Here is a 13,186-nt window from a genome sequence, read left to right on the forward strand (position 1 = left end):
GCTATCCTTTGAGCGTATCCATTTCATCCACCTGAACTGTCGTACGATTACGATATAAAGCAATTAAAATAGCGAGCCCTACCGCCGCTTCCGCTGCCGCTACAGCCATCGTAAACAGTGAGAAAATTTGACCTGTTAAATTCGGAAATAAGCCTAATTTACTAAACGCCACTAAGTTTAAATTGGCAGCATTCAGCATTAATTCGATACAAACTAATACGATTACTGTATTCCGCTTTGTTAAAGCTCCAAATAGACCGATGCAAAACAAAATAATCGCAAGTGTTAAATATGCAGAAGCTGGAACGCTACTCATTGGATTCCTCCTCTTTCTCGTCCTTTTTCGCAAGTATAATCGCGCCAACGAGTGCTACAAGTAAAATAACTGAAGTTAGTTCAAATGGGATAATATATTTTGAATAGAGAAGCGTACCGATTTGAAGTGTGTTGTTTTCATGGAGAGGTAAACTTCCTTGTGTGCTTTCATTTGCAAAATCAACATTATTAACAGCGAAATACATAACCGCTCCAAATGCTACAACTGCAAAGAAGATAATCCATTTTCGAAGAGTAAGACGCGATTCATTTTCCGCGTTATGTTTCGTTAACATAATGCCGAAAATCATAATAATTGTGATTGCACCAGAGTAAAGTAAAATTTGTGCAACGCCTATAAATTCGGCTGATAAAAGAAAATACAAACCTGCAATGCTGAGGAATGTTAGAACGAGAGCTAGCATCATGTGCATAACTTTCGTTAAGTTCAACATAAGAACACCGCCGATAATTGCAGACAAGGATAGTATAAAGAATGCTACAAACTCGCCATTCATGCCTTATTCTCCTTCCTGACGTTTTCGTCGTTTTCGTCAAGCCACTGCAAATTTTTAAATAAATCATCACGTGAATATTCCGCGAGTTCAAAGTTATTTGTCATGACAATTGCCTCTGTCGGACAAACTTCTGTACATAAGTCACAAAGAATACAAATTTCAAAATTAATATCGTACGTGTCGATAATTTTCCCTTTTTTCGTAGGATCCGGATGTTTCTTTCCTGTTAACTGAATACAGTCTGTCGGACAAATGTTAGAGCATTGATTACAAACAATACATTTCTCCGGATAAAATTTTTGAATCCCCCGAAAACGGTCTGGCAACGGCAACGGTTGATTTGGATAATCATACGTTACCTTCTTCTTACTCAAATTACTTAATGTATATTTTAACCCTTTAAATAGTCCTTTCATCTCTTACTGGCACCCCCCTCATAGATTAGAAGAATAACTCCTTAATCAATGCCGTTAAGAAAATATTTGCAAGTGCAATCGGCAATAATACTTTCCATCCAAATTCCATTAACTGGTCACCTCTTATACGCGGAAACGTAACGCGGAACCAAATTAATAGAAAGACTACACTGCTAAATTTCAAAGCAAACCATACGGCACCTGGGATAAATCCAAGAAACATGACTGGATTCCATCCTCCTAAAAAGAGCACTGTAATTAACGATGCCATCCCGAAGAAATATACGTACTCTGAAAGCATGAAAAACGCCCAGCGAAACCCTGAGTATTCCGTATGATATCCAGAAACAAGTTCTGACTCCGCTTCTGGCAAATCGAACGGCGTCCTATTTAACTCTGCAACTGCTGCGATTAAGAAAACGACGAAGCCAATTGGCTGTACGAAAATGTACCAAACCTTCTCCTGCGCCGCTACAATCTCATTTAAATTCAGGCTACCAGCTAACAAAACGATACCAATTACACTCATTACGAGCGGAATCTCATAAGAAATCATTTGCGCCGCCGCACGCATCCCTCCTAAAAGGGAATATTTATTATTCGATGCCCATCCCCCAGTTACAACACCTATCGTCGTAATACCGGAAACAGCAATATAATAAAGTAACCCGACTCCAATATCTGCAAATTGAAATTTATCAGTGAACGGGATAACTGCAAGCACCATAAATGCTGGTGCAAATGCAATGACAGGCGCTAATATAAACAGCGGTTTATCTGCTGCTTTCGGAATACTATCTTCTTTCAATAATAGTTTTAAAACATCAGCTACCGTTTGCAGTAAACCGAATCGGCCTCCAACCTGGTTTGGTCCAATCCGCCCTTGCATAAACCCCATCACTTTCCGTTCTGCCAAAATTCCATATGTAACGAAGCCAAGGACTGCAAATAGTAGAAGTACCGCTAATCCGAAAAAAATGAAGAAATTCGTCCAGCTTGAAGGTGATTGTAAGAGCGTCTCAATCATTAGCCATCAACCTCCCCAAGTACAATATCAACTCCACCTAAAATCGTAATTAAATTAGCGATGTTTTCACCTTTTAATAACTTCGGTAAAATTTGCAAGTTATAAAAAGATGGCCTACGAAACTTCAAACGGTACGGCTCTTTCTTTCCGTCACTAGCGATATAACAACCAATCTCTCCGCGCGGCGATTCGATACGTACAAACGCTTCTCCCTTAGGTGCCTTAATAATTTTCGGTACTTTTGCCAGCACAGCTCCATCTTTCGGGAACTGCTGAACCGCTTGCTCAACAATCTTTAAAGACTCCTCGATTTCTTGCATTCGGCAAACGTAGCGATCCCAAGCATCTCCCACGCTTCCAACAGGAATATCAAAATCAAAACGATCATAAATCGAATACGGCTCATCTTTGCGGAGATCCCAGTTTACTCCAGTGCACCGCAAATTTGCTCCGCTTAAAGAATACGAAATCGCTTCTTCCGCGCTATATATACCAACGCCTTTCACACGATTTAAGAAAATCTCATTACCGCTAACAAGATCATGATAACCTGCCAGTTGCTCTCTCATATACGGAACAAACTCTTCCACCTTTTCAATCCAACCATCTGGCGCATCCCACTTCACACCACCAACTCTCATATAGTTAAAAGTAAGCCGTGCCCCGCATAATTCATTTAATAAATTTATAATCATCTCTCGTTCACGAAACGCGTACAGAAACGGGCTGACCGCTCCTATATCAAGAAGATTCGTCCCCCACCAAACGAGATGGCTCGCAATTCTTCCTAGCTCCATCGCAAGTACTCGCAAGTATTCGGCACGCTCCGGAATTTCAAGCCCCATCATCGTCTCTACAGCATGGCAAATGACGTAATTATTCGTCATGGCTGATAAATAGTCCATTCGATCTGTATAAGGGATAATTTGCGTATACTGTAAGCTCTCAGCAATCTTTTCCGTCCCGCGATGCAAATACCCAATAACCGGTGTAGCTTCTTTAATAATTTCCCCGTCAATCTTAATTACGAGCCTGAACACACCATGTGTACTCGGATGCTGAGGTCCTACATTCAAAAGCATCTCTTCCGTGCGGATCATAGCTACACCTCCACATCATACGGTTCATAGTCTTTTCTAAGCGGATATCCTACCCAATCATCTGGCATTAAAATACGCGTTAAATTCGGATGCCCTTTAAATACAATACCGAGCAAATCGTACGCTTCTCTCTCCGGCCAGTCAGCCCCTTTCCAAAGCGCTGTCACAGATTCGACTTGCGGCGCTTCCCGGTCTAGCTTTACCTTCACCGCTACCGATTGTTTCTTACCATATGAAAACAAATGAACATACACTTCCATATGTGTCACAAAATCCGTCGCATGTAGCTCTGACATATAATCAAAAGCAAGTCCCTCATGGAATCGCAGTAACTCCATCACTTCATAATATTTTTCGGGATCCACCACAAGAGTTGGCACATCCTTTGACAGTTTATTAATATAGGAATCTACTAATGCACCCTCTCCTAACTTCTCCCTAATAGCCTCAACATACTGATTTAAATACGGCTGATTTACGGACAGTTCTTCCTGCTTCGGCTCATCCTCTTTCTTACCTTCAGCCCCCTTTGTCTTCGCTCTTGCAGCCGCTGCTGCTTTTGCTTTTGCCGCTGCAATTGCCTTTGCCTTTTCATCTCCCGAATCCCCATCACCTTGCGAGGCTTTCTGCTTCGCCAATGCTGCCGCTGCCTTCGCCTTCGCTTTTTCTTCTTCCGTTACTTCTTCTGTTCCTTCTCTTTTCTGCTTCGCTAACGCCGCCGCTTTTGCTTTGGCAGCCGCTGCTGCCTTCGCCTTGCCTTTCGCTTTTTCTTCTTCCGTTACTTCTTCTGTTCCTTCTCTTTCTGCTTCGCTAACGCTGCGCTTTTGCCTTGGCCGCTGCCACCGCCTTCGCCTTGCCTTTCGCTTTTTCTTCTTCCGTTACTTCTTCTGTTCCTTCTCTTTTCTGCTTCGCTAACGCTGCCGCTTTTGCCTTGGCCGCTGCCACCGCCTTCGCCTTGCCTTTCGCTTTTTCTTCTTCCGTTACTTCTTCTGTTCCTTCTCTTTTCTGCTTCGCTAACGCCGCCGCTTTTGCTTTGGCAGCTGCTGCTGCACGTCGTTTTGCTTCTTCTATAGTAATATCATTATTTTTTGGTAGCGCTTTCTCTTTTTCTTGACCTTCTTCCTCAAGCTTACTTATTTCTGCCTCGTGTTTCGCTACAAGGCGTTTTCTCGCCTCTTCTTTTGCACGCCTAGCTGCTTCTTTTTTCAACTCCTCTAAATCTTTATTTGGATTACTCATTTATTCGTCACCTGCTTCCCGGTCTTTGCTTCGTAACGAATTTTTTCTTTTAATCTATTAATTCCATAAATTAAAGCAGCTGGATTTGGGGGACAACCAGGAATATACACATCAACTGGTACAATTTGGTCTACACCTTTTACAACAGCATATGAATTTACATACGGACCACCTGCTGTCGCACAAGATCCCATCGCAATAACCCATTTCGGTTCGGGCATTTGATCATATAAGCGCCGAACAATAGGAGCCATCTTCTTCGTTACCGTTCCCGATACAATCATGACGTCCGATTGCCTTGGTGAAGTCCGAAAAAATGACCCAAATCGATCTAAATCATAATGTGATGAGCCTACTCCCATCATTTCAATTGCACAGCACGCCAGTCCGAATGTCATCGGCCATAAAGAATTGCTCCTCGCCCCATCCTTTCAACTGTTCCAATGTAGAAAAAAAGATATTTCGTTCTAATTCTGCTCGTTCATTTGGATGTAATTCCTCAAAATTTTATAACCATTGTAACACCTTCTTTTTCCAAGCATACGCTAATCCAACTAGCAACATTACAACAAAGATGAGCATTTCAATTAATGCAAATAAACCTAGCTTGTCATACGCAACAGCCCAAGGATATAAAAATAAAGTTTCTACATCAAAGATCACAAACAATAAAGCGAAAATATAATAACGAGCATGAAACCGAATGTTTGCATCATGAAAAGGCTCAATTCCACTCTCATACGTCGTCGCCTTTGCTGCACTTGGTTTATTTGGGCGCAGCATCCTGCCTAATGTAAGAGCCACTACCGGCAGCAATATACCTAATAGCAAGAAAATCAAAACGATCATATAACTATTTTCATATACACTTGCCATTGTGAAACCCTCCCCCCTAAATTAAGAACAAGTTCACATAGTAAACAATATGTCCTAGTTGCAGTAATTATTATTTTTAAATTTTTCTAAATAATGCAACTATTCTAATCATTATAGCAAACTTCAAATTCCTATGTCGATATGTTGGGAGACAGAAACAAGAATTATTAAAATCTATCTTTACAACTTGCTATAATTGTGCAAAATAAATATAAAACTTATATATGCTTTTCAAGAAACCGTAGGTGATATAAATGAAAAAACAAACACATGTAAGTATTCTTATAAGCATTGTATTGCTGTCTATAACGCTTCACTATGTAGCGATGCCTTTTCTGTATGAATACTCATTTCCTTTTCAGCTATTAATCGGAACGAGTACCCTATTAATTGATATTATCGCTTGTAGTTATATACTTTATTTTTCAAACATGAAAGAAGGGCTATCTCGTTTATTTTGGATCATATTATCTGTTGGAGCTCTCTCTTATTTTATCGGTGATATAGTCGTTGCCTATCAGCGTTTAATTGTAAAAGACTTCTATACGTTCGTTGATCCATCTGACTTTTTTTACTTACTTTTTTTAGTTAGCTTTACGTTTGCCTTTCTATACGAAATCATTTACAACCGAGATTTATTAGAAAAACTTTTTATGCTATGTGATATTTGTATTATCGTTACAGCCCAATTTACTTTAAGTTACTACTTACTTATTGAACGAACTATTCACATCTTTACAACATCCTATATCGACATATTTGTTCAACTTACCTATCCAATGGCTGATTTACTCTTTCTCTTAATAGGAATCAACCTTTTATTTAAACCACTATCCTTATTACCTAAAAAGGTCGGTGCACTTCTTGGCAGTGCTTTAATTTTATATGCTACTACAGATGCGATTTATGCTTATATAAAATACTTCATACCAGAGTATTCTATGTTTACAGTTACTCCTTTCTATCAAGTAACCTTAGCACTAGTAGCAATCGCCTGTATTCTCCATACAAAAGAGCCTGAAAAACAAGAACAAGTACTACTAACACCTAAAATTGGTGAATCAATCCGATTATCATTACCGTATATTTCGGTAGTAATGCTTATTGTTTTTATATTAGTTGAATACGTTTTTGCGCCTATTATAGTAATCGGACTTATAATAACTTTCTCTTTCGTTCTCATACGTCATAGTTTAGTTCGAAAACAAAATAAAATATTATTGCTAGCTCAAATGCAATTCAACTCAGAACTCGAGAAACAAATTAAACTACGTACAGAAGATTTAGTAGAACAGAAAAATGAACTTTATCATAATCAACAAATGTTTAAATCTTTATACGAGCATCATCCAGATCCAATCTTCACATTAGATTTGTACGGCAATTTTCTCAAAGTAAATAACGCTGGTACTACTTTACTCGGTTATCAAACGAATGAATTATTAAACCAGCCTTACTACTCACTCATATACGAAGAAGATTTAGAAGAAATGATTAACGCCTTTCATCGTGTGAAAAAGGGATATTCTATCTCTTTAGAAATACGGGCATACCATAAAAACAGAGATATTTACTACTTGCACGTTACCGCCGTACCGATCTTTTTAAAGGAGAAAATTTCTGGGGTTTATTTAATGATTAAAGATATTACGGAAAGCAAACAACAACAAGAACAAATCAACTTCCTAGCATACCATGATACTTTAACAGAGCTTGCAAATCGTCGTGCATTTCATCAACATTTAGAACAAGCAATTGCACGAGCAAAAATATCGAAAAAGCCTTTTGCTGTTATGTTTCTCGACCTAGACCGTTTTAAAGTTATTAATGATACCCTCGGTCATCGAGTAGGAGACCTATTACTCATCGCAGTAGCAAAAAGGCTCGAAAAAATAGCAACATCAAATATGAAACTCGCACGGCTAGCTGGGGATGAGTTCACAATCCTTATCGAGAATTACAAAAAAAAGCCAGATGTCCAAAAAATAGCTGATAGGATTGTGGCGGCCATGAATGAGCCATTTGAAATCGAAAATCAACATTTACAAATCTCACCGAGCATCGGAATTGCAATATATCCTGAAGCAGGTGAAGATCCGCTATCCATTTTGCAGCATGCTGATATGGCCATGTACGAAGCAAAGAATAAAGGAAAAAACGGTAGCTCTCTTTACACGAAAGAACTATATAAAAAAATGGAACGAAAAGCTCGAATTGAAAAAGATTTGCCAATCGCTTTAGTAAACAAAGAATTTTATCTCGTTTATCAACCACAAATTGATACGACAACAAATAAAATTATCGGTGCTGAAGCTTTAATACGTTGGAAACACCCACTATTAGGTGACATTTCACCATGTGAGTTTATTCCAATTGTAGAAGAGACGCCACAAGTAGTCCCACTTGGACATTGGGTATTACAAGAAGCTTGTCTCCAATTAAAAATATGGCATACCTTTGGCTACCAAAATTTAAAAATAAGTGTTAATCTATCCGCAAAAGAGTTCCGGCAAGATCAATTAATCGAAAGCATTTCACAAATATTAAACGACGTGCAAGTCGATCCAAAATATGTAACCCTTGAGTTAACAGAAAGAATTGCAATGATTGACGAGAAAGAAACGTTATTAAGACTGAAGCAATTAAAAGAGTACGGTATCCAAACTTCCATTGATGACTTCGGTACTGGGTATTCTTCTCTTGCTTATTTATCAATTTTTCCAATCGACACATTAAAAGTACCGAGAGAATTTACACAATTAGCTGATCATCGTCCTGAAGAACGAGCCATCGTTTCTACAATACTTTCCCTCGCAAATACTTTAAATCTTTCAGTCGTTGCCGAAGGAATTGAAACCGAAAAACAACTTAAGTTTCTGCAAAAACATAACTGTAAATATATGCAAGGTTACTATTTCAGTAAACCACTTACTAGTAATGAGTTTATAAAGTTTCTACAAAAAACCCCCAGTATGAACAAATAATTCATACCGGGGGTTTTTTAGTGCTAAATATTTTTCTCATAATATTCTTCTGCGATCTCTTCGTAAAAAGCTGCAGATGTTGTATAGAAATATGGAATTAACCATAAGAATCCAATCCCTAATGTAATACAACTTAATATAAACCAGCCAATAAAACTTAAACATAAAATGAAATACTCCATCTTATGTCCATCCATCATACGACGACTTTCTGTAATAGCCTGGTTCAGTGAATACTCAGGATGATCGTTTATAATAAAGTATGTCATCGCATAAGAAAATGATTTAATAATACCTGGAATAATGAACAATAACATCCATAAGAAAAGATAAAGATTTACTAATAAATATAATAAAAATGATTTTAGAAATCTCTTTCCCTCTGAAAACCAAACGAATACATTACCAATACTAGCTTGCTTTTCACGAAGGATATTTAAACCAAGATAATATCCACCTAAAGTTAACGGTCCAGTAACAAAAAATGTAAGAATATTCGTTGAAAGTGAACCATTTGTTTTTTGCCAACCGAAAATTAAAGAAAATCCCCAATCAACACTAAAACTAAAAGCCGTGATAAGAATTGAAATGAGTAGTGTAGCTCCAACAGCTAATCCCCATTTTCCCTCTAATGAATCTAGTGCTTCTCCTTTTAAATCACTAATCATGCGTAGCCTCGCCTCCTATACACAATAATTCTATTAGTATAGCATGTTCCTATTGAAATTCACCTTTTGAAATATAGCGATAAAAGTGTGCTGTCGTCGTACTCATATACGGACTAAGCCAAAGAAATCCTATTCCAAAAGTAAAAAGCGCTAAAATAGCCCATCCTATGAAGCTCAGCCATAAAAGAAACAAATCTAACTTATGACCCTTCATAAGATTCTTACTTTCCTTCATCGCCTGCGAAACACTATATTCTGGATTTTCAATCATCACATAATACGTCAGTGCATAAGAAAAATACATCACAATCATACCAACAATTGAAATTGCTAATAGTACGAAGAAAGCTATTGCAAATGACGTATTCCCTTCTTCACCTAACAATGCAAATAAGCCTATTAACAGCATCGGAATCCATGTACCTGTATATAACAAAATAGCAAGCATTGCCCACATTGTTTTCATCATTCTTTTAAAGCCACGAAATCCTTCAAATAAGTAATCTACTTTAGCATCTTCTCGTTTACTAATCTGTAAAAATACATTTGTATAACCATATGACGTAATCCCATACGATGCGTTACTCAAAATTATCATAATGAAATAAAAAATCCCAAAGGTAATACCTGCTCCAATTGACATCGTTTCCTCTTCAAATGATCCAGTTAAGCTTGCAACTGAGAGAAATATAATAATTCCTGGAATTAATAGTATAAGCATTGCAGCCATCGAAACGACATAACTTAAAATAAAATATAAAATTGTTGATCCAACACCTAGTCCCCATTTTCCCTTTAAAGAGTACAATGCTTCTCGCTTCATTTCACCAATCATTGATTCATCCCCTTTATGAAATATAAATTGTTGTACACTTCTACTTATACAAGCATCAATATAATTATACCAGTTTTGTAAAATTATCCATAAAACAAACAAAAAAAAAATCCGTAAAGGCAAAGCCCTTACGGATTTTTTTACTTCATATCGGAAACGTTTAAACGGTTCACGGCACGTTGTAATGCCATTTCTGCACGTTTAAAGTCAACATGTGCTTGTTTATCTTGCAGACGTTGCTCAGCGCGACGCTTCGCTTCATTTGCGCGATGGATATCGATATGGTTTGCTTCTTCAGCAGATGATGATAATACAGTCACTTTATCTGGACGAACTTCGATAAAGCCACCGCTTACTGCTACATAATCAGTGTGTCCACCATTTTTCAGACGAACTGCACTAATTTTTAATGGTGCAACAGTTGGAATGTGACCTGGTAAGATCCCCATTTCCCCACTCTCTGCTTTTACACTTACCATTTCTACTTCTTTTTCGTAAACCGGTCCATCAGGAGTTACAATACTGACTGGAAATGTCTTCATACTTCGTCCCTCCTAAGGCCTTACGCCATCATTTTCTTCGCGTTTTCAATAACTTCTTCAATGCCACCTACTAAGCGGAATGCATCTTCTGGAAGGTCATCATATTTTCCTTCTAGAATTTCTTTGAAACCACTAACTGTATTTTTTACAGGTACGTAAGAACCTTTTTGACCTGTAAACTGCTCAGCTACGTGGAAGTTTTGAGATAAGAAGAATTGAATACGACGAGCACGATGTACAACTAACTTATCTTCTTCAGATAACTCATCCATACCTAAGATAGCGATGATATCTTGAAGCTCTTTATAACGTTGTAAAGTTTGCTGTACTTGACGAGCTACTTCATAATGTTCTTCTCCTACAATTTCTGGAGAAAGTGCACGAGATGTAGATGCTAATGGATCTACGGCTGGGTAAATACCCATTTGTGTTAAACGACGCTCTAAGTTTGTTGTTGCATCTAAGTGAGCGAACGTTGTAGCTGGTGCTGGGTCAGTATAGTCATCGGCTGGTACATATACCGCTTGGATAGACGTGATAGACCCTTTATTTGTAGATGTAATACGCTCTTGTAATTGACCCATTTCTGTTGCAAGTGTTGGTTGGTAACCTACCGCAGATGGCATACGACCAAGAAGGGCAGATACTTCAGAACCCGCTTGCGTGAAACGGAAGATGTTATCGATGAACAGAAGTACGTCTTGTCCTTGCTCATCACGGAAATGCTCAGCCATTGTTAAACCTGTTAATGCAACACGTTGACGTGCTCCAGGTGGCTCGTTCATTTGTCCGAATACCATCGCAGTTTTCTTGATTACGCCAGAATCGCTCATTTCGTGGTATAAGTCATTACCCTCACGAGTACGCTCACCTACACCAGCGAATACAGAGATACCACCGTGCTCTTGTGCGATGTTGTTAATTAATTCCTGAATTAATACTGTTTTACCTACGCCGGCACCACCGAATAGGCCGATCTTACCACCCTTAATGTAAGGAGCAAGTAAGTCTACTACTTTAATACCAGTTTCAAGAATTTCTACTTTAGTAGATAATTCTTCGAATGCAGGTGCTTGACGGTGAATTGGATCACGATGTACATCTGCAGGAACCTCACCATCTAAGTCAATTGCATCACCTAATACGTTAAATACGCGACCAAGTGTTACATCACCAACTGGTACAGAGATTGGTTTACCAGTATCTTCTACTTCTGTGCCACGAACAAGTCCATCTGTGGAAGACATTGCAACTGTACGAACTGTATCATCACCTAAATGAAGTGCAACTTCAAATGTTAAGTTAATACTTCCGTTTTCGTTGCTTTGTTTTACCGTAAGGGCGTTGTAGATTTCTGGTAGCTTTCCGCCATCAAACTTAACGTCTACAACCGGACCCATGATTTGCGTAACGCGCCCTTTATTCATCGGGTTCCCTCCTAGCTTTCTTTTAATTAGCCAACTTTCTACGAGCAGCTAGCTTTTAATTTTTTATTGGTTTATAGCTTACGCGACTCTTTTGACAGAGCCGCTTCCACTTTTTATTGAATCTAGTTCCAGCGGCTAGAACAGTCGGTCATTTCGCGCCTTCCTGTGAGGCAAACTACGCCTCTTCGTCAGGAGCTCCAATGCCCTCCTGTTCTGGACGAGCCGCTTCCACTTTTTATTACTATTCTAACGCTGCTGCTCCACCAACGATTTCCGTAATTTCTTGCGTAATCGCTGCCTGACGCGCACGGTTGAATGAAAGTGTAAGTGAATCGATAACTTCCATTGCGTTGTCTGTAGCACTCTTCATTGCTGTCATACGCGCTGCGTGTTCACTTGCTTTACCATCTAGTAATGCACCGTACACTAAGCTTTCTGCGTATTGTGGCAATAGTACTTTTAAAATTTCTTCTTCAGAAGGTTCGAATTCATAAGCTGTCGTTGGTTTGTCAGACGCCACATCAGTAAGCGGTAAAATTTTATTTTCCGTTACCTCTTGTGAAATTTTACTTACGTAATGGTTGTAGTAAATGTACAGCTCATCATAAGCACCATCTGCGAACATCGCAATTGCTCGAGAAGCAAGGTCTTTAATATCAGTAAATGATGGATGGTCAGATAATCCAACTACTTCATCAATAATGTTAAAGCCGCGACGTTTTAAATAATCACGTCCTAGTCGTCCAAGCACAATAATAGAATATTGGTTTGAATCCATATTATGACGTTCACGAATTACGTTACTTACTGTACGTAATACGTTACTGTTATAACCACCTGCTAGTCCGCGATCAGACGTAATAACGATGTATCCTGTACGCTTTACAGGACGCGCATTTAGCATTGGATGATTAATCCCTTTGCTTCCTTGCGCAATGCTCGCTACTACTTCTTGAATCTTTTCCATATACGGAACGAAAGATTTAGCATTTTGCTCTGCACGGTTTAACTTAGATGCAGATACCATCTCCATCGCTTTCGTAATTTGACTCGTTTTCTTTGTCGAGTTAATCTTCGCTTTTATATCGCGTAAAGATGCCACAGGTTTTCACCACCTTTTTTCCGGAAGTTGGCACGATTAGTAAGAATCCTCTTCCTAATCTACGTTGCAAGATATTCTTGCTCATGATTGAAGGAAAAGAATAGGTGCACCTACTCTTTTCCTTTACATGACCTTTA

Annotated in this window: 12 protein-coding genes and 2 pseudogenes; 1 reads left to right on the top strand and 13 read right to left on the bottom strand. The window is 38.6% G+C overall.

Annotated elements, in window-relative coordinates; all coding sequences use genetic code 11:
* Position 1 precedes the first annotated feature (1 nt).
* The 8 genes and pseudogenes from nuoK to nuoA form a co-directional block, all read right to left on the bottom strand.
* Positions 2-316, bottom strand: a complete 315-nt coding sequence (nuoK, locus tag AXW78_RS25400) for an NADH-quinone oxidoreductase subunit NuoK (protein ID WP_000100079.1) — start codon at positions 314-316, stop codon at positions 2-4.
* Positions 309-833, bottom strand: a complete 525-nt coding sequence (locus AXW78_RS25405; RefSeq protein ID WP_001012813.1) for an NADH-quinone oxidoreductase subunit J — start codon at positions 831-833, stop codon at positions 309-311. Before AXW78_RS25405 ends, nuoK begins: the two co-directional genes overlap by 8 nt.
* Positions 830-1,249 carry an NADH-quinone oxidoreductase subunit NuoI gene (nuoI, locus tag AXW78_RS25410; protein ID WP_000677191.1) on the bottom strand — a complete coding sequence of 140 codons (420 nt, stop codon included), beginning with the start codon at positions 1,247-1,249 and terminating at the stop codon, positions 830-832. The genes AXW78_RS25405 and nuoI overlap by 4 nt, the downstream gene beginning before the upstream one ends.
* Before the next feature lie 25 nt (positions 1,250-1,274).
* Complete coding sequence (gene nuoH, locus AXW78_RS25415) at positions 1,275-2,276, bottom strand: NADH-quinone oxidoreductase subunit NuoH (RefSeq protein WP_000573426.1); 1,002 nt, start codon at positions 2,274-2,276, stop codon at positions 1,275-1,277.
* Positions 2,276-3,376, bottom strand: coding sequence for an NADH-quinone oxidoreductase subunit NuoD (gene nuoD, locus AXW78_RS25420; protein WP_000621434.1), 1,101 nt, complete (start codon positions 3,374-3,376; stop codon positions 2,276-2,278). The genes nuoH and nuoD overlap by 1 nt, the downstream gene beginning before the upstream one ends.
* Before the next feature lie 2 nt (positions 3,377-3,378).
* Positions 3,379-4,615, bottom strand: a pseudogene (locus AXW78_RS33060) (NADH-quinone oxidoreductase subunit C).
* Positions 4,612-5,074 (bottom strand): annotated as a pseudogene (locus AXW78_RS25435) (NuoB/complex I 20 kDa subunit family protein). The pseudogenes AXW78_RS33060 and AXW78_RS25435 overlap by 4 nt, the downstream one beginning before the upstream one ends.
* Positions 5,075-5,122: 48 nt before the next feature.
* The gene (gene nuoA / locus AXW78_RS25440; RefSeq protein ID WP_000179273.1) at positions 5,123-5,491 is read right to left on the bottom strand and encodes an NADH-quinone oxidoreductase subunit NuoA; all 369 of its coding nucleotides are present in this window, start codon (positions 5,489-5,491) and stop codon (positions 5,123-5,125) included.
* A 254-nt stretch (positions 5,492-5,745) separates the two neighbouring features.
* Between nuoA and AXW78_RS25445 the strand changes: the two genes are divergently transcribed.
* The gene (locus tag AXW78_RS25445) at positions 5,746-8,475 is read left to right on the top strand and encodes an EAL domain-containing protein (protein WP_000744999.1); all 2,730 of its coding nucleotides are present in this window, start codon (positions 5,746-5,748) and stop codon (positions 8,473-8,475) included.
* A gap of 23 nt (positions 8,476-8,498) precedes the next feature.
* Here the strand turns inward: AXW78_RS25445 and AXW78_RS25450 are convergent, their stop codons facing one another.
* The 5 genes from AXW78_RS25450 to atpG all read right to left on the bottom strand — a co-directional run bounded on the left by AXW78_RS25450 (position 8,499) and on the right by atpG (position 13,049).
* The gene (locus AXW78_RS25450; RefSeq protein WP_046946594.1) at positions 8,499-9,143 is read right to left on the bottom strand and encodes a DUF975 family protein; all 645 of its coding nucleotides are present in this window, start codon (positions 9,141-9,143) and stop codon (positions 8,499-8,501) included.
* 49 nt (positions 9,144-9,192) lie between these two features.
* On the bottom strand, positions 9,193-9,978 hold the full coding sequence (locus AXW78_RS25455; RefSeq protein ID WP_000578832.1) for a DUF975 family protein: 786 nt from the start codon (positions 9,976-9,978) through the stop codon (positions 9,193-9,195).
* Positions 9,979-10,118: 140 nt separating this feature from the next.
* On the bottom strand, positions 10,119-10,520 hold the full coding sequence (gene atpC, locus AXW78_RS25460; RefSeq protein ID WP_000847211.1) for a F0F1 ATP synthase subunit epsilon: 402 nt from the start codon (positions 10,518-10,520) through the stop codon (positions 10,119-10,121).
* A 20-nt stretch (positions 10,521-10,540) separates the two neighbouring features.
* Entirely contained in the window at positions 10,541-11,947 is a 1,407-nt protein-coding gene (gene atpD / locus AXW78_RS25465; RefSeq protein ID WP_001032593.1) for a F0F1 ATP synthase subunit beta, read from the bottom strand.
* Positions 11,948-12,188: 241 nt separating this feature from the next.
* Positions 12,189-13,049, bottom strand: a complete 861-nt coding sequence (gene atpG / locus AXW78_RS25470; RefSeq protein ID WP_000157696.1) for a F0F1 ATP synthase subunit gamma — start codon at positions 13,047-13,049, stop codon at positions 12,189-12,191.
* Between the last annotated feature and the right edge of the window lie 137 nt (positions 13,050-13,186).

Source organism: Bacillus thuringiensis, assembly GCF_001595725.1.
Taxonomy (GTDB): domain Bacteria; phylum Bacillota; class Bacilli; order Bacillales; family Bacillaceae_G; genus Bacillus_A; species Bacillus_A thuringiensis_K.

What these genes read in the sequence shown, in the direction of transcription:
- nuoK (WP_000100079.1), bottom strand. Translation starts at nt 316, where the DNA reads ATGAGTAGCGTTCCAGCTTCTGCATATTTAACACTTGCGATTATTTTG.
- AXW78_RS25405 (WP_001012813.1), bottom strand. Translation starts at nt 833, where the DNA reads ATGAATGGCGAGTTTGTAGCATTCTTTATACTATCCTTGTCTGCAATT.
- nuoI (WP_000677191.1), bottom strand. Translation starts at nt 1,249, where the DNA reads ATGAAAGGACTATTTAAAGGGTTAAAATATACATTAAGTAATTTGAGT.
- nuoH (WP_000573426.1), bottom strand. Translation starts at nt 2,276, where the DNA reads ATGATTGAGACGCTCTTACAATCACCTTCAAGCTGGACGAATTTCTTC.
- nuoD (WP_000621434.1), bottom strand. Translation starts at nt 3,376, where the DNA reads ATGATCCGCACGGAAGAGATGCTTTTGAATGTAGGACCTCAGCATCCG.
- nuoA (WP_000179273.1), bottom strand. Translation starts at nt 5,491, where the DNA reads ATGGCAAGTGTATATGAAAATAGTTATATGATCGTTTTGATTTTCTTG.
- AXW78_RS25445 (WP_000744999.1), top strand. Translation starts at nt 5,746, where the DNA reads ATGAAAAAACAAACACATGTAAGTATTCTTATAAGCATTGTATTGCTG.
- AXW78_RS25450 (WP_046946594.1), bottom strand. Translation starts at nt 9,143, where the DNA reads ATGATTAGTGATTTAAAAGGAGAAGCACTAGATTCATTAGAGGGAAAA.
- AXW78_RS25455 (WP_000578832.1), bottom strand. Translation starts at nt 9,978, where the DNA reads ATGATTGGTGAAATGAAGCGAGAAGCATTGTACTCTTTAAAGGGAAAA.
- atpC (WP_000847211.1), bottom strand. Translation starts at nt 10,520, where the DNA reads ATGAAGACATTTCCAGTCAGTATTGTAACTCCTGATGGACCGGTTTAC.
- atpD (WP_001032593.1), bottom strand. Translation starts at nt 11,947, where the DNA reads ATGAATAAAGGGCGCGTTACGCAAATCATGGGTCCGGTTGTAGACGTT.